18 protein-coding genes and 1 tRNA gene are annotated in these 22,633 nt (G+C 57.1%); 7 read left to right on the top strand and 12 right to left on the bottom strand.

The genetic code is table 11. From position 1 onward, the window contains the following. Positions 1–17: 17 nt before the first annotated feature. The 5 genes from RTI30_RS01035 to yhbY form a co-directional block, all read right to left on the bottom strand. Positions 18–1,280 (bottom strand): glutamate-5-semialdehyde dehydrogenase, encoded by a 1,263-nt coding sequence (locus tag RTI30_RS01035; protein ID WP_312260754.1) that lies wholly within the window; start codon positions 1,278–1,280, stop codon positions 18–20. Between the two features lie 71 nt (positions 1,281–1,351). After that, positions 1,352–2,359, bottom strand: a complete 1,008-nt coding sequence (holA, locus tag RTI30_RS01030; protein WP_312260756.1) for a DNA polymerase III subunit delta — start codon at positions 2,357–2,359, stop codon at positions 1,352–1,354. Continuing rightward, positions 2,359–2,850 (bottom strand): LPS assembly lipoprotein LptE, encoded by a 492-nt coding sequence (gene lptE, locus RTI30_RS01025; protein WP_312260758.1) that lies wholly within the window; start codon positions 2,848–2,850, stop codon positions 2,359–2,361. Before lptE ends, holA begins: the two co-directional genes overlap by 1 nt. Next, positions 2,850–5,315, bottom strand: coding sequence for a leucine--tRNA ligase (gene leuS, locus RTI30_RS01020; RefSeq protein ID WP_312260760.1), 2,466 nt, complete (start codon positions 5,313–5,315; stop codon positions 2,850–2,852). The genes lptE and leuS overlap by 1 nt, the downstream gene beginning before the upstream one ends. After that, positions 5,312–5,614 (bottom strand): ribosome assembly RNA-binding protein YhbY, encoded by a 303-nt coding sequence (gene yhbY, locus RTI30_RS01015; protein ID WP_312260762.1) that lies wholly within the window; start codon positions 5,612–5,614, stop codon positions 5,312–5,314. The genes leuS and yhbY overlap by 4 nt, the downstream gene beginning before the upstream one ends. A gap of 73 nt (positions 5,615–5,687) precedes the next feature. On the opposite strand from yhbY, the gene RTI30_RS01010 reads away from it, so the two are divergent. Then, positions 5,688–6,314 carry an RlmE family RNA methyltransferase gene (locus RTI30_RS01010; protein WP_312260764.1) on the top strand — a complete coding sequence of 209 codons (627 nt, stop codon included), beginning with the start codon at positions 5,688–5,690 and terminating at the stop codon, positions 6,312–6,314. Between the two features lie 13 nt (positions 6,315–6,327). After that, a tRNA-Arg gene (locus tag RTI30_RS01005) sits at positions 6,328–6,404 on the top strand. Positions 6,405–6,550: 146 nt separating this feature from the next. Here the strand turns inward: RTI30_RS01005 and RTI30_RS14255 are convergent. Then, positions 6,551–6,787, bottom strand: a complete 237-nt coding sequence (locus RTI30_RS14255; protein ID WP_409449669.1) for a helix-turn-helix domain-containing protein — start codon at positions 6,785–6,787, stop codon at positions 6,551–6,553. 395 nt (positions 6,788–7,182) lie between these two features. Here RTI30_RS14255 and RTI30_RS01000 point away from each other — a divergent pair, with 395 nt between their 5' ends. The 5 genes from RTI30_RS01000 to RTI30_RS00980 all read left to right on the top strand — a co-directional run bounded on the left by RTI30_RS01000 (position 7,183) and on the right by RTI30_RS00980 (position 15,657). Beyond that, positions 7,183–8,397: an Arm DNA-binding domain-containing protein gene (locus RTI30_RS01000; RefSeq protein ID WP_312260766.1), complete on the top strand. Its 1,215-nt coding sequence runs from the start codon at positions 7,183–7,185 to the stop codon at positions 8,395–8,397. After that, positions 8,390–8,692, top strand: coding sequence for a hypothetical protein (locus RTI30_RS00995; protein ID WP_312260768.1), 303 nt, complete (start codon positions 8,390–8,392; stop codon positions 8,690–8,692). Before RTI30_RS01000 ends, RTI30_RS00995 begins: the two co-directional genes overlap by 8 nt. 173 nt (positions 8,693–8,865) lie before the next feature. Next, entirely contained in the window at positions 8,866–9,612 is a 747-nt protein-coding gene (locus RTI30_RS00990; protein ID WP_312283313.1) for a TraI domain-containing protein, read from the top strand. A gap of 61 nt (positions 9,613–9,673) precedes the next feature. Continuing rightward, on the top strand, positions 9,674–12,382 hold the full coding sequence (locus RTI30_RS00985) for a hypothetical protein (RefSeq protein WP_312274558.1): 2,709 nt from the start codon (positions 9,674–9,676) through the stop codon (positions 12,380–12,382). 242 nt (positions 12,383–12,624) lie between these two features. Further along, positions 12,625–15,657: a site-specific integrase gene (locus RTI30_RS00980; protein WP_312283312.1), complete on the top strand. Its 3,033-nt coding sequence runs from the start codon at positions 12,625–12,627 to the stop codon at positions 15,655–15,657. Between the two features lie 451 nt (positions 15,658–16,108). On the opposite strand, the gene hybE is transcribed toward RTI30_RS00980, so the two are convergent. From hybE to RTI30_RS00950, 6 genes are all read right to left on the bottom strand, one after another. Next, the gene (gene hybE / locus RTI30_RS00975) at positions 16,109–16,648 is read right to left on the bottom strand and encodes a [NiFe]-hydrogenase assembly chaperone HybE (protein WP_312260771.1); all 540 of its coding nucleotides are present in this window, start codon (positions 16,646–16,648) and stop codon (positions 16,109–16,111) included. After that, a complete protein-coding gene (locus RTI30_RS00970) occupies positions 16,645–17,166 on the bottom strand; it encodes a molecular chaperone TorD family protein (RefSeq protein WP_312260772.1) in 522 nt (173 codons plus the stop codon). Before RTI30_RS00970 ends, hybE begins: the two co-directional genes overlap by 4 nt. A gap of 7 nt (positions 17,167–17,173) precedes the next feature. Continuing rightward, positions 17,174–18,208, bottom strand: a complete 1,035-nt coding sequence (gene nrfD / locus RTI30_RS00965; protein ID WP_312260773.1) for an NrfD/PsrC family molybdoenzyme membrane anchor subunit — start codon at positions 18,206–18,208, stop codon at positions 17,174–17,176. Next, positions 18,205–18,828 (bottom strand): 4Fe-4S dicluster domain-containing protein, encoded by a 624-nt coding sequence (locus RTI30_RS00960; RefSeq protein WP_312260774.1) that lies wholly within the window; start codon positions 18,826–18,828, stop codon positions 18,205–18,207. The genes nrfD and RTI30_RS00960 overlap by 4 nt, the downstream gene beginning before the upstream one ends. Positions 18,829–18,838: 10 nt before the next feature. Then, positions 18,839–21,589, bottom strand: coding sequence for a molybdopterin-dependent oxidoreductase (locus tag RTI30_RS00955; RefSeq protein ID WP_312260776.1), 2,751 nt, complete (start codon positions 21,587–21,589; stop codon positions 18,839–18,841). Between the two features lie 499 nt (positions 21,590–22,088). After that, entirely contained in the window at positions 22,089–22,517 is a 429-nt protein-coding gene (locus RTI30_RS00950; RefSeq protein ID WP_312260778.1) for a universal stress protein, read from the bottom strand. Between the last annotated feature and the right edge of the window lie 116 nt (positions 22,518–22,633).

Raw genomic sequence — 22,633 nt, 5'->3', positions numbered from 1 at the left:
ATGCCGCCGTTGGTGCCTCAACGGCGGATATGGCCGTCTCCCAGCACGATCCACTTCTGCAGAGTCAGTCCCTCGAGGCCCACCGGACCGCGCACATGCAAGCGATTGGTGGAAATACCGATTTCCGCCCCCAGACCATATTCGAAGCCGTCGGCAAAGCGGGTAGAGGCATTGACCATCACCGAGCTGGAATCGACTTCGCGCAAAAAGCGCCGGGCACTGCTGTAATTTTCGGTGACGATGCTGTCGGTATGCTGCGAGCCGTAGCGATTGATATGGGCAATGGCGGCATCGAGATCGTCGACGATCTTGAGGGAAATGATTGCTGCCAGATACTCGGTGGCATAGTCCTCTTCGCTCGCCGCTACGGCGCCGGGAATGTGCGCCAGGGCCTCGGGACAGGCGCGGATCTCTACGCCTTTTTCCTGCAGCGCCTGAGCCAGGGGCAGGAGGAGGTCGTCTACCCGCTCGCGATGCAGGAGCAGGCTCTCGGCGGTATTGCAGGTGCCGAGGCGCTGGGTTTTGGCGTTGACGACAATCTGCAAGGCTTTTTGTGCGTCGGCATCGCGGTCGACATAGACATGGCAGTTGCCGTCGAGGTGCATGATGACCGGCACCGTGGCCTCGTCGCGAATGCGGGCGAGGAGCCCCTTACCGCCGCGGGGAATGACGACATCGACATAGGTATCGAGGCGGATGAGGGCGCCCACCGCCTCGCGCTCGGCGGTTTGCACATACTGCACCAAGTCGAGGGGCAGGCCGGCCTTGCCGAGGGCGGCACGCAGGCGCTCGGCAATGGCGAGGTTGCTGTGCAAGGACTCGGAGCCGCCGCGGAGGATGACGGCATTGCCGGATTTGACGCAGAGACCTGCGGCATCGGCGGTCACATTTGGCCGCGACTCGTAGATCATGGCGATGACCCCCAAGGGCATGCGCATACGACCCACCTGGATGCCGCTGGGGCGGGTTTGCAGATCGGTGATCTCGCCAACCGGATCGGGGAGGGCAGCAATTTCTTCCAAGCCGCGGGCCATGGCCTCGATACGCCCCTCGTCGAGGCGCAGGCGGTCGATGAAGGCATCGTCGCGCCCGGCCTGTTCGGCGTTGCGCAGATCTTTGCGGTTGGCGCGCTGCAGGTCGTCGGCGTCGCGGCGCAGAAAGGCGGCCATGTGCTGCAGAGCCTCATTCTTGCGGCCGGCTTCGAGGCCCAAGGCGCGGCGCTGGGCTTGGCGGGCGCGCTTGCCGGTATCCTGCATCAAGTCTTCGAGTTCGCTAGACATTATCGCTCCTGGGCAAGGGCATGGCGCTGCCCACGGTATGGGCGCCGCGATGCTTTCGCTTGGGTAAGCCCTTATTGTGCCGGGACTTTGGCGCTCTGGCAAAAAACGAGGGCGAGGTCGGCCAAGGCTGGCCAGAGGGGGCGCGGGTCTTGCCCCTTGATGCGGGCGTCGATCTCCTGACATAGCCCGAGGGCCTGCAGTAGGCGTGGGCGCGGCAATCGTCGGGCGGCGGCAAGCAGGCGGTCGCTGCGCGGCGGAAAGAGGCGCTCCCGGCGCAGGATTTCCTGGGCATTGCCGTCTTGCAGTTGCAGCAGCAGGCGCAGCTCCCGGTGCAGGGCCCAGAGGATGAGCACCGGTTCTGCCTCGGCACTGCGTAAGCGTTCGAGGCTGCGCAGGGTGGCCGCCGCCTCTCCCTGCAAGGCGGTATCGCTGAGGTCGAAAATGGAAAACTGGCTGCTATCGCCGAGTAAGTCCGGGAGGTCTTCGGCGCGCAGCTCCCGCCCGGGGTAGAGCTCCGCCCAGCGGCGGATGGCCTGGTCGGCAGCGCTGAGATTACCGAGACTGCGTTCGGCAAGGAGGGCGATGGCGTCTGCCTCCGCCCGTACCTTGGCCTGGCGCAGCCGCTGCGCCACCCAGCGCGGCCAGTCGCCCAGCTCCGGCGGGTAAAAGAGCACGCAGGCCACCGTTGGCGCGCGATCGAGGATCTGAAACCACTTGAGTTTTTGGGCATTGCTGTCGGGACGCGGGCCGAGGAGGAGGAGGCGGGCATCGGATGGAGGCTGGGCGAGCCAGCGCTCCAGGGCCGCTGCTGCCTCCTTGCCAAGGCGCAGGTCCGGGAGCCGCAGCAGCAGAATCCGCTCCTCGGCAAAGAGATCGCGGGCGTCGCGCTCCTCGCGCAGGGTCTTCCAGGGATCTTCTTGCGGTAGCCGCTGCAAGCGGACAAAGCCCTCGCCGCGCCAGCGCTCCTGGATTTGCGCTGCCGCCTCTTCGAGGAGCAAGGGGGCGTCGGAAAAAAGGGCGCAGACCAGGGCCTTGCCGCGCGAGAGTTCGTTGGGCCAGTCGCGTGCCTTGACGCGCATCAGCGCAGAGCGGGGGCGAGGAGGACGCGGGCAAGCACCCGGCGTGCCGCCTCGTCGAGGAGCTGGCGCTGGCTTTCGTTCTGCTGCGCCGTGGTGGCCAAGGGGTTGCCGCTGTTGTAGGTAAAGCTCTGCTCCACTAGCAAAGGCTCGGCGGGGAGCAAGGTCTTTTGCTCTTGCGCCACGCGCACGCTGCCATGGAGGGTATTGAGAAACTCCAGGGCAACGCCGCTACTGGGGCTGATGCTCACCGCCCGCTGGCTGATGTAGACATTGTCGAGATAGAGCACCGGCCCATCGGGGCGGGCGACATTGCCATCCCGCTCCAGGGCGCGCTCCACCGCCTGGGCAAGGGCGCCGCCGGCAGGACCGCTGGCGACCACGCGCAGCCCCTGCAAACGCGGGGGAATGGTGCTGCCCGTGGGCAGATGAAAACCGCAGCCGCCGAGCAGAGCTAGGCTGCCGGCAAGGAGCAGAAAGCGCCGGCGCTGCATCAGGCCACCACGATATTGATGAGACGGCCGGGCACCACGATCACCTTGCGGACTTCCTTGCCGCTCAGGTGGCGGGCCATGTCGGGGTGGGTGAGCACCGCCTGCTCCAGCTCCGCTGGGCTACTGGTGGCAGAAAAATCCAGGCGCTCCCGCAGTTTGCCATTGACCTGAATGACCAGACTTACGGTATCGCTGCGTAGGGCCTCGGCATCGACCTCGGGCCAGGGGTGGGTGAACAGGGCTTGGCCATCGCCAATACGCTCCCATAATGCCTCAGTCAGGTGCGGCGCGAAGGGGCTCAAGAGCAGGAGCAAGGCCTGCAAGCCCTCGCCCAGCACCGCATGCAGATCCTCGCCGGGGGCGGCTTCCACCCGCCCCAGCTGGTTGCTGAGCTCCATGCAGGCGGCAATGGCAACGTTGAAATGCTGCCGTTCCGCCATATTGCTGCTCACCCGCTCGATGCACTGGTGCACGGCTCGGCGCAGCTCGCGGGCGGCGGGGCCGAGGCGCACGGGGAGGGGGGTAAGGGGCAGGGAATACTCCTGCACCATTCGCCATATCCGCTGCAAAAAGCGATGGGCGCCCTCCACGGCCTGATCCGACCACTCCAAGGACTGCTCCGGCGGGGCAGCAAAGAGGATGAAAAGGCGTGCCGTATCGGCCCCGTAGCGATCGAGGATGGCTTGCGGGTCGACGGTATTGCCCTTGGATTTGCTCATCTTGCTGCCGTCTTTTAGCACCATGCCTTGGGTGAGCAGGCGGCGGAAGGGCTCGTCGTGGGCGCCATCTTTGGGTAGTAGCCCCACGTCGCGCAGCAGCCGGTTGAAAAAGCGGGCATAGAGTAGATGCAGCACGGCATGTTCCACCCCGCCCACGTACTGATCTACGGGCAACCAAGCGGCAGCGCGTTGGTCGAGCATCTGCTCGGCATCGGGGCAGGCAAAGCGGGCGTAATACCAGGAACTCTCCACAAAGGTATCCATGGTATCGGTTTCGCGCTGGGCGGCGGCCCCGCACTTGGGGCAGGCGACCTCGAGGAAAGTGGGATCGTCGCGCAGGGGCGAGCGCGGGTCGTGGAGTTGGTAGTGGGTAGGGAGGACGACGGGAAGCTCCGCCTCGGGCACCGGCACCACCCCGCAATGGGGGCAATGGATCATCGGGATTGGCGTGCCCCAGTACCGCTGCCGCGAAATACCCCAATCGCGCAGCCGATAATTGATGGTCTTCTGCCCCAAGCCCTTGGCGGCCAGGGCCTCGGTTATGGCGACCTTGGCGACGGCACTGGGCAGGCCATCAAAGTCGGCAGAATGGATGAGAGTGCCGGGCGCCGTAATGGCCGCCTGCAACTCGTCGGCCCCGGGGTCGGCATCATCAACGCGGATGACCACTCGTAGCGGCAGGCCGTATTTGCGGGCAAACTCAAAGTCGCGCTGATCGTGGGCGGGAACGCTCATCACCGCCCCCTCGCCGTAGCCCATGAGCACGAAATTTGCCGCCCACACCGGTAGCAAGGCACCGGTGAGGGGATGGCGCACCTCGATACCCAGGTACACGCCCTCCTTCTCTTGGGTTTCCAGGCTGGCTTCGGATACCGCGCCCTGCTTGCAGCGGGCGAGAAAGGCAGCTATTTGGGCATTGGCAGCAGCGGCTTGCTCCGCCAGCGGATGCTCCGGCGCCACCGCCAGGTAGGTTGCACCGAAAAGGGTATCGGGGCGGGTGCTGAAGACCTTGATCACCCCGCTGCCGTCGGCCAGGGGAAAGTGAATTTCCGCCCCTTCCGAGCGGCCGATCCAGTTGCGCTGCATGGCCAAGACCTGCTCCGGCCACTGCCCTTGCAGGGAGTCGAGCCCGGCCAATAGCTCGTCGGCATAGGCACTGATGCGCAAAAACCACTGCCGAATTTCGCGCCGCTCGACCAGGGCACCGGAGCGCCAGCCGCGGCCGTCCACCACCTGTTCGTTGGCGAGTACGGTTTGGTCTACCGGATCCCAATTCACGGCGCTCAGTTTTTGGTAGACCAGCCCGCGCTCGTAGAGCTTTAGGAACAGCCACTGTTCCCAGCGGTAATAGTCTGGGGTACAGGTGGCGATTTCCCGCGACCAATCGTAGGAGAGCCCCAGGCGTCGCAGCTGCCCGCGCATGTGCTCGATGTTGGAAAAGGTCCACGCCGCCGGCGCGCTGCCATTTTTGAGGGCGGCATTTTCCGCCGGCAGGCCAAAGGCATCCCAGCCCATGGGATGCAGCACCGTCTTGCCGTGCATGCGCTGGTAGCGGGCAATGGCATCGACAATGCTGTAATTGCGCACGTGGCCCATGTGCAGCTGCCCGGAAGGGTAGGGGAACATGGCCAGGGCATAGAACTTCTCGCCGTCGGGATAGGCCGGGGCACGAAAACGGCCTTCTGCTTCCCAGCGCTGCTGCAGGGCCGGTTCCAGACTTTGCGGATGATAGGGAGTGTAGGTCATGGCTTGCTGATCATCGGAACGAAAATGGCGTTGCTCGGCCGCTGCCGGTAGAGCATGAGGATGCGCCCAACCCGGCCCACAACCTCCGCTGCGCAGCCCTGGGCCAGTGCCTGCACACAGCTGTCGCGCTCCTCCTTGTCGAGAGCCGGTAGGCGCACCTTGAGCAGCTCATGGTCGAAGAGGGCGCGATCCAACTCCGCCAGCAGCGGCGTCGTTACCCCCTGGGCGCCCACGGTAATCACCGGCTTAAGGTGGTGGGCGCGGGCGCGCAGGTCTTGTCGGGCTTTGCTGTCCAGCATGGTATGCTCTGGGGTCTGGTCTAAAGATCGGAAGTGTACGGATCGCCGCAGATGGGGTCAAAAGGAGAAGGTATTGGCGCGCAGTAAATCGAGTGGGCGCTGGCTCAAGGAACATTTTCAGGACCCTTACGTGCAGCGGGCGGCAAAGGAAGGCTATCGCTCCCGGGCCAGCTACAAATTGCTGGAGATTCAGGAAAAAGACCACATCCTCCGGCGCGGCATGCGGGTGCTCGACCTGGGCGCGGCACCCGGCGGCTGGACGCAGGTGGCCGCCCCCCTCATCGGCCCACAGGGGCGCCTGGTGGCGGTGGATCGCCTCGCCATGGACCCGGTGGCCGATGCCCTCATCATCCAGGGCGACATCTACGACGAAGCAGTCATTGCCCAATGCCGGGAGGCCTTTCCCGCGGGTATCGACCTCTTGATGAGCGACATGGCGCCCAATATGTCGGGCATTGCCGCGAGCGACCAGGCGCGCGCCATCGGCCTATGCGAATTGGCCCTCGACCTCGCTCGCGAATGGCTGGTGCCTGGCGGCAGTTTGCTCATGAAGGTCTTCATGGGGGCGGGCGCGGACGACCTACGCCGGGAACTGCGGGCAAGCTTTGCCAAGGTCGTGGTGCGTAAACCCGATGCCTCCCGCGCCCGTTCGGCAGAGCAATACTGGCTGGCCCTAGACTTCCAGCCCCAGGGCAAATAGAATCCGGTGTTACGCGCGGTTAGCTCAGCTGGATAGAGCGTTGGCCTCCGAAGCCAAAGGCCAGAGGTTCGAATCCTCTACCGCGCACCAATAAAATCAAATAGTTATATGTTTTTTCTCGCGATATCTACTTCGGTGTGCCCTGTCTGTGCCTTTGGTGAGCCATACTGTGCCTTGCGCCTAGGCGACCGAGGCAAGTCAACGTCGCGCCTGATCCTAAGCTTCCGTGCCAAGATTTATCCGCCGTTACTATCGGCGTCTTGCTTTGGATTATCCTCAAGGTACTCGAGGATCTCGCCAACCCCGCATCGAAACAGCTTGCATAGCTGATTTAATGTCTCCAGCTCCACCCGTGCTGCAGTCTCCTTGTAGAGTAGCGCGACGGTGTTGCGGTGGAGCCCAGTCTTTTCGGCCACATCGGCGATTCGAAGTTTCCTCTCCCCCATCAGTTTCGATAAATGGCATTTGATCAAGCCTGCACCTCCCAGAGAATCAACTTGGTAGGACGTTCATCTAGGCAAAGACAAACACTTGCGTGAAGTCTTCCAGAATGATATTATTACATTCAGAACGTCAGAAAAGCCTATTGGATGATGTTCTGACTGCATAGCCAAGACTATAGAGGAAACTGAGATGCAAGAAAATGTGACATACATGACGACCAGTGAGCTCTCGGCGAGGATAAAGTACGACGAGAGAACTATTCGGAACCGCCTCAAAGACTCGATTTTGATAGAAGGCATACACTACATCCGTCCCTTTGGAGGAAGAAAAATCCTCTACATTTGGGAAATGATCGAGCGAGATATGGCAAATTTCAGCAGATCGGAACGAGTATCGATTCCCATGGCAAACGGAGGTATCTGCAATGGGTAGCATTCGTCATCGTGTTGATACAGGGAAACTTTTCTTTGATTTCCAATATGCCGGGATCAGGTGCCGTGAACAGACCACGCTGGATGATAATCCAAGCAATCGCAAGAAAATGCAAAGGGTTCTCGATCGCATTGAAGAGGAGATCTCCTTGGGAACCTTTGACTACGCTCGCTACTTCCCAAGTAGCAAGATGCTGGAAAAACTTGAAGTTTCGCGTGTGCAATCGCGATCAGCCAAGATTGCCTCTGAGGAAAGCGAGGACACACCAACCTTCGAAGAGTTTGCCCTGCAGTGGGTCGATGAAATGCGGGTTCAGTGGCGTAACACGCAGATCAAGACCGTATCCAACACGCTGAGCAAGCATCTGATTCCAACGTTTGGGAAAAAGAGAGTTGGCCTCATCACCAAGAGAGATGTTATGGCGTTTCGGTCGGACCTCGCCAAAGTCCCCGGCCGAAATGGAAAAGCGCTTTCTGCATCCCGTATCAACCATATCCTCACACCCTTGCGGATGATTCTCAATGAAGCGGCCAACCGGTACGAGTTTACCTCACCCTACCATGGGATCAAAAGTCTCAAGGTTCCCCGTACCGACGTCCAGCCGTTTTCGCTAGAGGAGGTGGAGGCCATCCTGCGGACTGTGCGCGCTGACTTTCGTAACTACTACTTGATTCGGTTTTTTACCGGGCTGCGGACCAGTGAAATTGATGGTCTGCGTTGGGAAAAAGTCGATCTGCAGCGACGACAGATCCTGGTGCACGAGGCCTTGGTCGATGGAGAAGTGGTGCCCACCAAAAACGACGGGTCTTTTCGAGCGGTGGAAATGTCTCTGCCGGTCTATCAGGCGTTCCAAGAGCAGCACTTGGCGACAGGGCAGGGGAATTACGTGTTCTGTACCCGAGACGGAACACCGCTGCAGCATGGTAACGTCACCAAGCGGGTTTGGTATCCGCTCCTGCGTTTTCTTGGCCTAAAACGCCGACGCCCCTACCAGACCCGGCATACTGCGGCCACCCTATGGCTGGCAGCAGGAGAAAGTCCGGAGTGGATTGCCCGGCAAATGGGGCACAGCACGACGGAGATGTTGTTTCGCATCTATTCGCGCTATGTCCCGAATCTGACTCGGCAGGACGGATCGGCTATGGAACGACTTCTTCTCTCTCGTCTTGCCCACGTCTCCACGAGGGAGGGGCACGAACATGATTAAAACCTCGCAGTCGGTCTCTGATGGCCGTCCCATGGCCACCTACCGCGGGCGACCAATCCCGATGAATCCCGTAGTCGAGCGCTTGGCTGCCGCGCTTTCCTCGGCATTTACTTTGCCTGATGCCCAAAGCTTGGCGACGATGCTGCAGGTGCCGGTCGGACAGGACGTGGATATCGTCCTGCAGCAGTGGATCTTTCGCTGTCTCCTGGAAATTGATGAGGCACAGGCGGCGCTATTATTACCACGACTGGTGGCTCGGCTTGACGAAATTCTGGCGAGCAGGAGCGGAAAATGAGCGAAGCACTTCGGCGAGAACAGTTCGTCTTGCAAACGCTTCGACAGACAACTAGCCGCTTCGGCCAGCCATATACTGTCTGCGCGCTACAGGATGCTACGGGGGAAATTTGCGCTGCTTATTGGTGGCAACGGTTCCCTCACCCAGTACCGTGGCCAGATGGAGTCGAAGTCGTGGCCACCGTACGGGAGCGGCTTTTTCGCGACCGTCGGGTACTAGACATTCTCACGTTGGATCTGGCCGCACTCGCTAATTCGATGCCAAGTGGGTCGCAACCCTCGCTCGCCCTTCCGCAGTGGCTTCTGCTCAACACCCCAGCCCCGATCTTGTTGCGCGAGCTGTGGGCGCAGATTGGGTTGGTGGAAAATCCCTGGTTACGTCTTTTCAGTCAGCGGATTTTGCACGACCCAGATATCAGCCTTCGCTGGGTTTCGATTCCGGCAAGTCGTGAGCATCATCATGCCGAACCTGCTGGATTGTTGCGACACAGCCTTGAGGCGCTACGGTTACTGGGCAAGAGTCCTCGCATGACGCATTTGGAATGGGATATTGCTCGCACAGCCCTGCTTTGGCATGACGTAGGAAAAATACTTTGTTGCTCGGCGCGAGAGCGTAAGGGGACAGAGGGAACTCTGGTTCCGCATGAGACGGCTACTACAGAGGTGCTTGCCCCTCATTTAGCGTGGCTGCGCCAGCGATCGCCAGATTTGGTCACTGCCCTGAAATTGCATTGGTACCGTCCTCGGCATGGACGCCCACTTATGCCAGGGCAACTGCTCGTCGAGGCCTGTGATCGGATGAGTGCCGCTTTGGATAACCGAGAGCACGCTTTTGAACAACAGCCAGCGTGGCGCCAGTTTAGCCGTTTGGAGGGCGCGGGGCCGGTTTCCCGTTTCTGGCGTCTTCCTGGAGGCCCCTGATCGAGGGAGGATTTACAGAGACGGATGGCTGCCCAACAATGAAGGAGTCTCTTTCGCGGGGGTGTCCGAATACATGGCAGACTCCAGTGCCCTGGAAACAGGCAGTAGCCATCAGCGCCGAGCGGTTCCGTCTGCTTGTGCAGAGTTTCAGGAATTCTACCGAGCACTGGAAGCAGACAATTCAATATCCACGGAAGATATGCTGGAACTGTTCCGCGATCTGGGGGTATACGGACATCTTACGGAAATCTTTACAGTTTTTTCAAATCTGCGCGATATTCTTGAGCAGGTACAGAGACTTCCTGCGTGGCAACCCTATTTGGAGCCAGTAAAAAAGTGGCCAAGGCTACTGGATTGGGTGCTATCTCGCGGAGATCTTTTGCAGCAATCCTCGTTTCGGCCCAGCACGGCTCTCCGAAATCCGCTGGTACACCGGTGCACTACTAGCCATCCCCTCTACACCCTGCTCTGGACGAGTACGATACCAGAACAATTATTAGATTTTCGCCTGCTCCAAGGCCATATTGTGCTTTCTCATCTGGCCAAGATTCGAAATCATCCGGACTACGCCTACAACTATCGAGATAGGGAAAAAGCACCGTATGACAAAGTACTGGAAGGGACATACCGTTGTGGCTTGGCGCTACGAGAAATATCCCTGCCGGAGTCGGCGATAGCGCCGGATGTATTGCGCCCAGAGCGTCCTCCTGCCGTGTTCGCAGAGCAGATGTACGCAATCTGGGAGGCCCTGCAAAATTATCGAAAGATTGAAAAGAACAGCCCACCTGGTTCAGAGCAGAGTGCGGGTGACGAGGCAGTAAGCGATCACGTTTCGGAAAGGGATCATGATTTGTTTACCCTTCTTCGCCGATTGGATTCCTCCAAAATCCACAACCATTTGCGAGCATTTTGTTACGACGTCGCAGAAGCCTATGATCTTCGAAAACGCGGGTTCCGGCTTCGAGGTCCAGGGAGGTCGCGAGAGCGCCATACTGTGCACGGTTACCTCCCACTCATCATTTTGCAGGCTGACGAAATCGTAAAGGCGGATGATGATCCTGCGAAGCGATCCATTCGCTGGCAACGAGGTGGAGAAGTCGCCCACGCGTTGGGGCGAGGCAATGCGCATGCGCGCCGTATCGAGGAAGAATTTGATATCGATAGTGAAGAGAATATTGGAGAGGAATTTGTTGAAGCTGATACCGATTGTTCTTTGCAATCGCAAGGAGTTCCCTCTCTGCTATCTTTGGCATTGCGGGGGAAAATGCACGCAGAGGCGTTGCAGAACCAGATTTTTCCTTGGGAATACGATTTACTGACGGACAGCGCTTTGCACTCGTTGCTCCTTCGTATGGATGGCGACTTTCTGGAGGAACTCGAAAAGTCGGAGGAAAATCCGTCGATCTTGGCAGAGTGTATTGCTTTGCTGAGCATTCTTCTCTGGACAGGTTGCGGACTCAAGGTAGCTCGAAAGGCTCGCATGGTAACATCTGCAGAACAAATAGATTTGCGCGTGCTGAGTTTGCGGGAAGAGACAGGGGGCGCAACGTGGCTGTTACGGATTCCTGTACCCAGTCACGAGAGCGCAGCGCGGCATCGTATCTCTGGCTGTGCTGATGTTGGTGAGCAGATTTTGATGTTGCCGGATGTCGCTGGGGCTAGCGCATATTGGAGGCAACTACACCAGCACTATCCGGCGGTTAGTAAGGAATCCTGGTTTTCGCGGTCGGTTAGTCGTTACCAGAAGGTGTTGCAGGGATACCTGCGCAAAGTGGATCCGAGTGGTTACTTGAGCCTGACGAAAATAGAGGACTATCTTTGGAGGAGATTGGCTAGCAGCGGCGACTTGGCGGAGGCCGACATGATCGTCGGCAAGCGGCATCGCTTGAGCCAAGTGCGACGTTTCTATACCACCCTGGAAATTTCAAGGTTAGCGCAACGATATCGGACGGTTGTCTTGCAAATTTTGCTAGAGCTTGAGCGCGAGCCGCCGAACAACGCACCTGCTTTGCCTTCTCGGGGTTATATTGGCGCAGTGTACCGTCCACAGCTTGCTGCGGTAAGAGATGTCGTGGCGCGCCTGCAAGAAGAATTGCACAGCTGTCAAGACCATTGGCGGAGCATAGCGGCTGGAGACCGGGGTTCGGACAGCACTCGTCTTTGGCGCAAGCACTATAATGCCTATACGCTCTATTCGTGGGTCTTTTTCAGCTACGCCACTGCTGCCCGGGCAAGTTGCAGACCCTTTCCGCAGGAGGGGGTGGAGGATCTGCAAGAGGGGTTTGTTGTGTATTCGGACAAGACCACGAGAGATCGGTCTCATGTTCGCCTTCTGTGGCTTCCCGAGGAGCTCTTGAGCCAACTACGAGGGCAAAAGGCATTTGCCTGGAGCGTCAGCGAATCTCGTGCTACGGCGGAAGTCCTCGATCAAGGGGGGAGCAGTTTCCTGCTCATGGGAAAGGCAGCGCAGCCTCTGTGCCCCAAGGTGCTACTGCCGTACCTGAAAGAGTGGTTTGGACATGCATTGCCCGTGAATAGCCATCGACGGTTTTGCCGTTCGTATCTTTTGGAGCTGGGCTGCCCGATCGAGGTGATCGACGCTTTCATGGGTCACTGGTTTACCGGGGAATCACCCTGGAGTCGTTTTTCCAGTCAGTCCGCCAAAGCGTACGTTCAACAACTCCGGCCGTATTTGACGCAGATGTTGGCGGAACTTGGGTTGGTTTTCGTGGCTCCGCCGACGCCGGCAGTTTTGCGTAATGAGCGCTAAGCAAGATGGCATTGGAGGCCGCCACATCTTATCGAGAGAAAATACAGGAGCTTTGGAGGGCAGTGGGGGCAAGCCCAGGGGCGAAACGGGAGAGCCGGTTATTCCACGACGCTGAAATCTTGGGCTATCGAGTTTGGCTCGGCCGCGAAATTTCCCTCCCAGAATCTGAGCGTCGTGCGGGGAAAAAGCTGCCATACCACGCTTTTTTGCGCTGTCTTCTGGGGGATGCGTTACCAGAGTCCTTGGATGAAAACAGTCGTGAGCTGCTGACACAGCGCCTTCACGATCGGGTGATGCAGTGGTACGCGCCGGATGCGGAGAGCTCTACGGCGGCGGCCGTAAAGAATCGCCAAGAAAAAGTACTCAAATCGCGCCTGCGTAGTCAGGCGAAATTCCTTCAATTTCTCAACTTATTGATTCGTCTGGGTAACATCCAGAAAATCTGGAAATGGTGCCCTCCCTCCGTACCCAGATTGTTGGAGCGGGAGTCGACTCCGTTTACACCGGAGGGGTTGGAGGGCTACCGCTATGTGCAGGCCGCTAGAGCCTTGGTTTGGGAAGATTTCCGGAAAGGAATAAGACCAGACGCATTTGCTTCGGAAGGTCGCATTTTGCTGAGTGCTGCGCTTTACGGCGGTTTGGGCGAGGTGGCTGCACTACGTGAGCTGCAAAAAAGTCTACGTGGTGGAGTTGCGTTGGAACATTTTCCGCAACTCGGCTGGAGTTTTCTGGATCTAGAAATTCCGATGGGGCGTGGCGGAACACGATTGCGCCGCTGGTTTCTTGACCCCATGTCAGAGATCTTCTTTTTGAATCATATCGGCAACTCACCTTTGGCACCAGAAAGTTCCAGGACTGAGGTGATGCGCGCGATTGACGCCTATCTTCACACCCTTCCGAAGAGGCATGGCAAATATCTTCGAGCGCGTAAATTGGTTGCAGCGATACCGCAATCGTTGTTGGTCGGCCTTCCGCAGTATTTGGCAGCCTACGCAGCAGGTACCCTAGCGGCGCATGCGGTCCGGTCGGAACGCTGGTGGCGTATGCACGGTTACCAGTGGGATGCCCAGGACGGAGGGGAGGGCTCGCATGAAACGAGGGAGGAGCAGGAGGCTCTGTCTGCTCCTGATGCCCAAGATGTGTCAACAGGGGCAGGTGTCGAGGTACAGGAGGCGATTCAATCCGTAGCGTGGCTGCAGTCTCTGCGAAAGATCCTGAGCAACCAGAACCGAATGGCAGCGTTACAGGAATTGGCGAAAACATCAGCAAATGTCGGCGCAGATAGATTGGGCCGATTATTTTATGGCTGGGCAGAGCATCTCTTGAAGAACGGTTCGGCGTATCGACACCGATTAGCGATGCGTACCATTCGCCGATACGTTAGTCGTCTTGCGGCACTGATGGCGCAGCTTCTCGAAAATCCAGCAGATGTGGATAACTTTGGAGATCCGTCTTGGCGGCAGCTGTATGAAGATCTCTTGGACTTGGTGGAAACGGAGCACCAGCGAGCGTTTTTGGTACGAGCCATCCGAGAGTGGCACCAATACCTCGTAGAGAGACACCTAGCAAGCCCGATTTCCGATCAAGAGCTGGGGGGGCTGACAATGGATGTGGTACCCGATGCGCGCATCGTCAGTGAACAAGAATTTGAGCAAATCAAGCAGGCGATTGTGCAAGGCCAGCATAGATCCTATCACGCGCAGCTTCCGACGGTGCTTACCCTGATTGCGATCCTGGGCTATCGTTGCGGTCTGCGTCGAATGGAGGTACTGCGACTGCGCTTGATGGATTGCCATCTGTTTGGTAAGGCCATTTTGCTCATTCGGCCTTTCGCGGAGCGATCTCTCAAAAGTCGCAATGCGACGCGGGCGATCCCTCTTCATGCGCTGTTGAAGCTGGGTGAGTTGCAATTGCTCCGCGAATGGGTACATTCCCGAGAAAAGAGCAGCGGAGGCGGGGAGGGGTATCTGTTTGCCCTGGTGGAAATCGGGCATGACCCTATTTCTCAGGAAATGGCCATGTCTCGTGTTCACGATGTCATGCGCCAAGTGACTGGCGACAGGGGAATTCACTTCCACCACCTGCGGCACAGCTTTGCAAATCATCTTCTCTGGCGGCTCTCCCTACCGCAGATCCCTGCGGATGCGGTGCCTAAGTACCTACGCGACGAGAGAGAGGCGGCTGAAAAATTTGTCTCCCAGCTCCTGGGCAGTGCTGGCCCGACCCGAAAACATCTGTACGCCCTGACAAGCCTACTGGGACACTCTACGCCGGATATCACGCTCAACCACTATGTGCATAATCTGGACTTGCTGCTTGCCCTTTATTTGCGGGGGCAGATTCCCAGGGGGATTGGTCGAGATTGGCAAGGGTTTTTCCATCAAATCCATCAAGCGACTATTTATCGGGCTTGGGCAAAGGCCGGGACCGAGGGGTTGTTAGAGCTCATGCGTAGGCAGCATAGGGAAAAGGTTCGCGTTTCCCGAGAGATCGATAATAGCAAAACCTCTTGTAGGTCAGATAGAACAAATGAAGTCGCTGAACTGGAGGCGTATATGGAGAATGCCTGGCAAATCTTGTTGCAGGGAATGGTGCTGCAAAAAGAGACTGCCGAGAAGGAAGATCCTTGGGACCGTTTGGCGGAAGAAAGTCAGTTCTCCAGTGCCCATCTGCGTGCGATGGCGGCCAAGGCAACAGAAATATTTACGTTGCGTGGGCATGGGGGATTGCGGCACAGCGCTTATCAAATTCCAGCAGCTGGAGGAAGGCTGAAGTTAGATTTGCCACCAAAAATCCATCGGCTGGAGGATCAGCAGATTTATCGGGAACTGTTGCCAGGTTTCTGGCGGAGCCTACAAAAGGATAGAGGTGCACTGGACCGAGTGTTGAACAGCTATTTGCGACAGGCGTGGCGAATGCATCCAGGCTATTTTTTGGGGAAGTCGGCGGAATCACCAGAGGAAATCCTGGCATTCCGCAGCCTGCTGTTTGATTGGGGCATTCGCCCTGGGCAAATCCGGTATGTCAATTATGATCCAGCGGAACGGTCGGTATGGCGGCAGCGTTGGCGCGAGGCTTTGGGTCTGCACAAGAAAATTTCCATAATGACCCGTCATTCTCCAGATCCGGGCTTGATGGCAGCGTGGCTTCATGTTTACCCCGGTTTTGATCGCAGAAGGAGTGGAGAACTCTCAGCATCGCCAGGTTTCAGTTATCTTTTGATCATGGGGGCCATCGTGCTGCGGGCGGTTGCGCAAGGCTTACGTTCTTCATGATACACGCTCTCAACGGCCCACTTTTTGCTCCGACTTTTGTTCATGGTAAAAATGGCTTACATGGATGCCTCCATTTGTGCAAGTCGACGGGCGATTGTGGTTTTTGCCGCAGGAAACGGGGGTTTTCGACGCGATGGCGCAGTTGGCTCTGCCGATCAGCGGCATGCTCAGTGGGATTGATACTCAGGAGGGCTTTAGGGCGTGGACCAAGCCGTGTGGAGGCGGGTGAAGGCTGCAAATGCCACGGTGTGTCTGCCGGGAAAGCGAGGATCCATTGCCGCGCATGACGCTTGATCCGGGCCGCGAGGGTGATGATCTCCTGGACCATCAGAGAGAACTCACGGATTCAGGTGAGTTACATCCAGTTTATGGATAATTTCCATTAAAAAAACAGCAAAACATCTTTGATGGTAAATATGAAATAGATAATTATTTACTTTTTAGGTAAATATCATCTTTTCTCTGGAGCCAGTATTAGCCTGCGAAGAAAGGCCCGACGATCTTCCTGCTGCCCTTTTTCCAGCTGCTCGCGGGTACGTCGTCGAAATGCGATGACTTGGTCCCAGGCGGCGAACACTGCCTCCGCATCCGGGTAGCGTCGCAAACCCTGCACTTGCGGCTGGATGAGAAAATGCCCAAGGCCCTGCCGATAAGCCACATGGGCCTGCCCCACTAGACTTGGTACCCGTAGCGGAAGCACGGGACCGTAGGGAAGGCAGGGATGAGCGATCTGCGGTGGGGCAGACCACTCCTCGGGCAATGGAATGTCTGGGGGTGTGATGGGAATGAAGATTTGCGATAGCGCCAGGGGTGTCAGCACCTGAGCCGTCCACCAATCTCCCAAGTGCCTTGCCCCCCGAGAGCAGACGGAAATGGACGGATGGGCCGCAGGGCTATCCAGGAAACAGTCCTGCTGCCATTGGGAAAAAATCGCGGTAATGGCCTGGTGGAAGTCGTCGAGATCCGCAAAGGATCGGCACTCCCAACTCATGGTTTTGTACACCAGGACTCGGTTCTGAGCACAGGCAAAACCGCCGTGTCCAGGATTCGTGCCAGCTCCCGATAGAGCAACAATTCGCTCAGCTGCCCCAGATGTCGACTGAAGTCTGGCAGCCAGTCACCCAAGGCATCGTGACTAAAAAACCGGGCCATCTCTGGATTCTCCTCTTCCAGATACGCCGCACACTCGCAGATCGTACCCAGATAATCGGCGGGGAGTCCGACTGCCTCCAGCCCATACTCCTGGTAGAACTGTTCGAGGTCGACCGCACGGTGGCCATTGAGGATGCCATCCTCGAGATAGGCAGAGGCAAAAGGTGGGCAAAGCGCCGGAAAGCTGAAGAGTCGTGTATGCTCAACCTGCCAAACCTCCAAGGGTAGTGCCTCTAATTCTGCCAAGGCGGGCTGGAGCGTGGGATGGTTTTCGCTCAGCTCTCGCAAAACGACCAGCGACTCCTCCGTTGGTTCGGCCAGGACCAAGGCGACCAAACGCCAGGTCCGTGTAGTCACACGCGGCTCAGCGATGGGCGAGAACATGCTGGATTCCCGCCCCTAATAAGCCATCATGGCCGGCATTGCCCCAGGGGAAGACATAAACGCCGCTGGCCAAGAAATAGTGGCGCAAGAGGAATCCTCCCAAGAGCACCAAGACTGCACTCAGCAGGACGGGCGCGGGACTTTGCCAGGCCTTGAGTACCCCACGAGACTCAAGGAGGAACGGCAGTAGCAGGCCTAGAAGCAGGAAACCGCCCAACCAACCCCAACTATGCAAGAGAATATGCAAGGAACCTTGTCCACTGAGGGATTGAGGTAGGATCACGACCATGATCAGCCCAACGAGCAGAATCTCCACGCCAATCAACGCGAGATCGAGGCGCTCGTAAGCACGCGCGAGGATATCGTGTTGGTGGAGCACGGCGTTGAACACGAGCAGTTGAAAGGCCAAAGCCGTAGAAAAAGCAGATACGGTAAAGAGCGGTGGAACCAGATCGTTGGACCAGAGCGCGGCAGCCGGGAAGGAGCGTAGGAGCAGGCCGGTATAGACGGCCGTCCCTAAACCGCAAAGGGCAGTCAGCCAAGCGATGGGGAAACGCAGTCTCTGAGCCCAACGACCCACCCAACGAATGATTGGCAGATCGAACCAGGCGGACAACCACAGACCAACAATGGGAAGTCGACGAAACCACGCTTCCTCCAGCAGCAGTGGCCAGGCATAGAGAAGCCCGAAGATCATTGCCCAGACGATGAACTGGGTTCCCCAAGCAATCCAGGACCAGGGGAGGAAGAGCGGGTTCCAAGGCAGGAGGATGCGCCAAACATTGATAGGGTGTAGGAGATCGATGAGCAGTAGGCCCGATCCCACACCGAGAAAAGCCTCGCCGGACAATATTGCCCAGAGCGTCGCTGCGCGGTCGGCGCGAAAATGCAGATGACTGATGACACCCAGAGCAATAAGGGCGGCCCCCATACCACCAAGAAATAGGTAGGCGGCCACGAGGGTGGCCCAGCGATCCTGAGTAATCAGGGTTGTCGCAAAGTGTAGAGAATTCATACCAAGCCCTCCGGAAGCTTGTGGACGTAATACACGTTGGGTCCGGTGCCCAATTCGGTCAACAAGCCCTGGGCGGTACCGCTAGCCACGACCTTGCTAATTAGATCGTTGGGATTGTCCAAATCGCCAAATATACGTGAATGGGCAACACAGGTTTCTACACAGGCGGGTTCAAGCCCTTGTTCCAAACGGCCATAGCAAAAATCGCATTTATCGATACTGGGCACGCTTCTTTTCAAAAAACCATCGCCGTAATAGGCCTTGCCTTTTCTGATATCGTCGCTATCGGCGCCGTAACGCGCATCGTAAGGACAGGCCATGGCGCAAGCTTGGCAGCCCATACAAATATCGGGATTCACACGAACGATGCCGTTGGCCATTTTGAAGGTCGCCCCCGTCGGACAAACGCTAACACAAGGGGGATTATCGCAATGGTTGCAAAGTTTAGGAAAGAACTGACGTAAAACTCGATCACCGATCTCGATTTCTTCGTCATATACATAAGTGCGGAATTTATCCGGATTCCAAACCGGGGTCTGATTTTCCATGGCACAGGCAGCCATACAAGCATTGCAGCCAACGCAGGTATCCAGATTGATGAGCATGGCATATTTAGTCATGAAAGACTCCTCAAGCGCGTTCAAGACGCACAGTAAACTCCTGCGAACGAAAACCACCGCTCACCGGTTCAATAAAGCCCGGGGTGATCTTATTGAGTGCTGTGCCCATACCCACGGCATGGGTGAGTGCCGGATTCTGGTCACCAAAACCGCTGTACAGAAAAACTGTATCGCTGCGAATGAGTCGCGTAACATGGACTACGGCATCGGCTTTTTGTTGGGTCAGTAGATTGGTTACGTGCACCCGATCTCCCTCACGCAGCCCCAGTTTTTCGGCACGATGGGCATGCACCCAGAGCCCGGTGTATATTTCTCCCCGAAATTTATTGATGCCGACCAGCGGCTGAAAATCATTGTTTGGGGAACAGTGGGATACCGTAGGTACCATACCATAGGTAAAGAAAAACTCGTTGTCGGCCATAGGGGCTGGATTTTGCGGACGACAGTCGGAAGCTATATATGTCGCCAGCACCGAAAAATACGGGTTATCCCAGAGCTCAAACTGATCTCGCAGTTGTCCGTAGAGATTACTGTAAAACTCAGCACGCCCACTGGGTGTCGGCAGTGGCATCTTACGAGGCATGCCGTATTGGGCAATGAGTTTCTCTGCCTTGGCGACGGGGTAGACGCCTTTTTCTCGCAAGACTGCATCCAGCTGTTGCGGTGTGACGCCCAGAGATTTGGCCTTCATCTCAAAATCGATCTGGCGACTGGCCATATTGAAAGGATTTTTGATCCCTTTGGCGCGATTGGCAGCCGTTAGTGCCCGAAGACGAGCGGCGGGAACCCCGGCTAGACGCTCCAGCGCTTCATAATATGGCTCCTCGCTGCCACTGATAATCTCAGTCAGTTTCAACAGCGCATCAGGTAAAATGACGTTATCGTAGAGCGGGGTGACCGCCTGATAACGTGTAATCAGCATATTGTCGGGATTGGCACCGTTGCCGTAGATCGCCGGTTCATCCCGTTCCAGATAGGTAAGTTCCGGCAGGACAACGTCGGCATAGGCTAAGGTGTCCGATGGCATGACATCCATAACGACAACTAAATCCATGTTGGGGTGGGTTAGCACCTCCTCCCAAAATCCCTCCGGTGCGTCGCGCAGTGGATTGGTGCCGTTGAACAAGATGGCTTTGCAAAGATAGGGCGCATCTTTCCAGCGCAACTTGCCCTTGACTGCAGAGTCCAGACCCACCTCCGTGGTGAAAGGAAAGGCCGCCCAGTCAGGTGAATCCTTGGGTATTTGATCGCGATGTACCGCCGCCCAGGCTGGGTAACCGTGGGAGTAGGTATTGGGGTCTGCGGCCGCCTTGGCACTCCAATACACGAAAGGCATACCTGCGAGGCTCGCCATGGGCGGCGCTTTGGGATCGCCTTTGACCTCCCACATGTGGCGCACTTGCTCTCGATAATCGCCCCCGAAAATCCAGCCGCCAGGGACGTCGAAGCCACCCTTGAGGCCCTGGATCATGGCTTGTACCCGACGCAGCATCTGAATGTTGCCGTAGCGTGCTCCCGACCAACCCGGAATGAGAATGGGCGATTTTGCACGATGAAATTCCTGCGCGATGCGACGGATGTCGGCAGCGGGAATGCCGGTATTAGTCGCGGCCCACTCAGGAGTGTACGGCTCTAATTCGTGGATCTGGGCGTCAAAGACCGTCTGCAGCGCCTCACCGAGGTAGGTGAAGCCAGCAGGTGTGCGAAGTTTCGGAGTGACGGGCCGACCGCTACTGCTTTGGCGGTTTTGGTTGCTGAATGCCGGAAGGAAGACGACCTGGCCGCTATCGGCGTCGATGACCGCAGGTTCTTTTTGCGCCGAGAGATAGAGCTCCCAGGCATTGTGAGCGTTTTTTCGAACCAAAAATGGCAAGTTGCTGTGGCTAATAAGAAAATCCTCATCGTACCAACCGTTGTGCATCATCTCGCGCAGCATGGCAAGGCAAAAATCGAGATCGGTGCCAGGTTTTATGGCATACCACTCGTCCGCTTTGGCTGCTGTTTCCGAGGCGCGCGGATCAAGTACGACGACCTTTGCTCCTTTTTCGATGCCGGCAGCAAAGCGTACCGCTCGACAGGTAGAGATGCCGCCGATGCTGGCATTGCCGATTATCGAAAGAATGTAATCGCTATTTTCATAGTCTTCGATATTTTCGCCATGAACAACATAATTCCCGGTCATGGAATTGGTGCCAAAATGCCCGTTGAATACACAGTTTTGGGTGGGTGAGGTGATGAGATTGGGAATCTGATTGGCAGCAGTAAAGCAAAAGGTGTTGGGAATATAGAACGAGCAAGTACTCCAGCCGCCGTAAATCGTCCATTCCCAGGGCCGTATACCCTTGCTTTTTTGGGCAATATAGGCCCAGGCTTCCTCCCATGTCGCAGCGCGAAATTTCATTTCCCCGCGTTTGCTTCCGGCCGCCCGAATCAGCGGGGTTTTGATGCGATTGGCGCTATAGACCTGACGCAGTCCGGACTGGCCTCGTGCACAGATCTTGTCGCCATTCAGCGTTGAATTGGGATTGCCGCCAAGCTTCATGATACGTTCTTGTCCCTTGCGCTGCCCCACGGTTACCCGCAACGAACAAAACGATGAGCAATAATTGCAAATGGAATGCGTGAAGTGATCTTGAGGATCCTGGTGGGCCGGGCCGGCCAGCTTGATCCAATTGGGTCGGTACAAGGTGGCGCCGACAGCGCTTAACCCGGTGGTCTTCAGGAAGCTGCGGCGGGTCATTTTGGGAAACTGCCAGCTCATTGGTCACTCCTTCTTCGGTGTACCATTGCCTATCGCCCATGCGCCCAATTGCCGAAAGCAAACCGGAACCGTCATGGTTTTAGAATATTAGGATATAGTACTACTAATATCTTTCTTTGCAACAGCCCTTGTGACCTGACAGCCCTCGTGACCTGAGGCACGCGTTCGTGGGTCTGCGTGTAGGGACGGCCCATTGCGATTTCGTAATGTAGAATTAAATACTGCGGAAGGAAGCGATATTGCGATCGGCAACAGGAAAGGATACTCCCACGAACGCACTCTCTCCTTGTGCAACTTGCGACAAAACCTAGATTCCTTTCAAGGCAATAATTGACCTACCTAATCGCATTGCATACAGCCAGCAACGAAGGTATGCGGCAACGAGGTGAAAGCCAAGGCATGGCTGGCGTCGAGTATTTAGGAAACCACAACACTGGGGAAAAGTACGATGGAGAGTTACCTGCGCATCAAGATGAGAACTGTTTTACCCCGACGCTGATTAACCGCGAGCGATGAGCACCGAACAGTGGGCCGACTGACAGACTTCCGAAGCCACGCTTCCCATAACCCACTGGCGCACGCCGCGCCAACCATGACTACCGAGGACGATCAGATCCGCGCGAAGGCGCTCGGCCTCTGCAACAATCAGTTCACCGATCCGCTTACCGCCCACATCCGTTTCCAGCAAGTGGGTTTCCACCGGCACGCCGAGGCCTGCTCCCTGGTCTTGTAGTTTAACCAGCAGCTTATGCCCTTCTTCCTGCAGGAATTTGATAGATTCGGGGGTGGCGTAATATGCGCCGAAAATATCCACAACTGTCACAATCTTTAGAGGGGATCTACCAGCCTGCGCCAACTCAAAAGCCTGCTGCACCGCAGGTTCGGAGGCATCGCTTCCATCTGCCGCCAACATGATCTTCTGCAACATTCTTTCTCCCAGGGCCTGTATTCAGCCTATACAGGATAGTATTTCTTTGCCTTCGGTGAAGGTAGTGCCTACACTAAAAATAGTTTCCCATATGAAGATGGGCAATGAGGGTCATT

Source organism: Candidatus Igneacidithiobacillus taiwanensis (assembly GCF_031962545.1).
Classification (GTDB): Bacteria; Pseudomonadota; Gammaproteobacteria; order Acidithiobacillales; family Acidithiobacillaceae; genus Igneacidithiobacillus; species Igneacidithiobacillus taiwanensis.
The sequence above is the reverse complement of the archived record's forward strand: the minus strand, read 5'-3'. Positions and strand labels throughout refer to the sequence as shown.

What these genes read in the sequence shown, in the direction of transcription:
- holA (WP_312260756.1), bottom strand. Translation starts at nt 2,359, where the DNA reads ATGCGCGTCAAGGCACGCGACTGGCCCAACGAACTCTCGCGCGGCAAG.
- RTI30_RS01000 (WP_312260766.1), top strand. Translation starts at nt 7,183, where the DNA reads ATGGGTAGCATTCGTCATCGTGTTGATACAGGGAAACTTTTCTTTGAT.
- lptE (WP_312260758.1), bottom strand. Translation starts at nt 2,850, where the DNA reads ATGCAGCGCCGGCGCTTTCTGCTCCTTGCCGGCAGCCTAGCTCTGCTC.
- yhbY (WP_312260762.1), bottom strand. Translation starts at nt 5,614, where the DNA reads ATGCTGGACAGCAAAGCCCGACAAGACCTGCGCGCCCGCGCCCACCAC.
- RTI30_RS00995 (WP_312260768.1), top strand. Translation starts at nt 8,390, where the DNA reads ATGATTAAAACCTCGCAGTCGGTCTCTGATGGCCGTCCCATGGCCACC.
- leuS (WP_312260760.1), bottom strand. Translation starts at nt 5,315, where the DNA reads ATGACCTACACTCCCTATCATCCGCAAAGTCTGGAACCGGCCCTGCAG.
- nrfD (WP_312260773.1), bottom strand. Translation starts at nt 18,208, where the DNA reads ATGAATTCTCTACACTTTGCGACAACCCTGATTACTCAGGATCGCTGG.
- RTI30_RS00950 (WP_312260778.1), bottom strand. Translation starts at nt 22,517, where the DNA reads ATGTTGCAGAAGATCATGTTGGCGGCAGATGGAAGCGATGCCTCCGAA.
- RTI30_RS00960 (WP_312260774.1), bottom strand. Translation starts at nt 18,828, where the DNA reads ATGACTAAATATGCCATGCTCATCAATCTGGATACCTGCGTTGGCTGC.
- RTI30_RS00955 (WP_312260776.1), bottom strand. Translation starts at nt 21,589, where the DNA reads ATGAGCTGGCAGTTTCCCAAAATGACCCGCCGCAGCTTCCTGAAGACC.
- hybE (WP_312260771.1), bottom strand. Translation starts at nt 16,648, where the DNA reads ATGAGTTGGGAGTGCCGATCCTTTGCGGATCTCGACGACTTCCACCAG.
- RTI30_RS01035 (WP_312260754.1), bottom strand. Translation starts at nt 1,280, where the DNA reads ATGTCTAGCGAACTCGAAGACTTGATGCAGGATACCGGCAAGCGCGCC.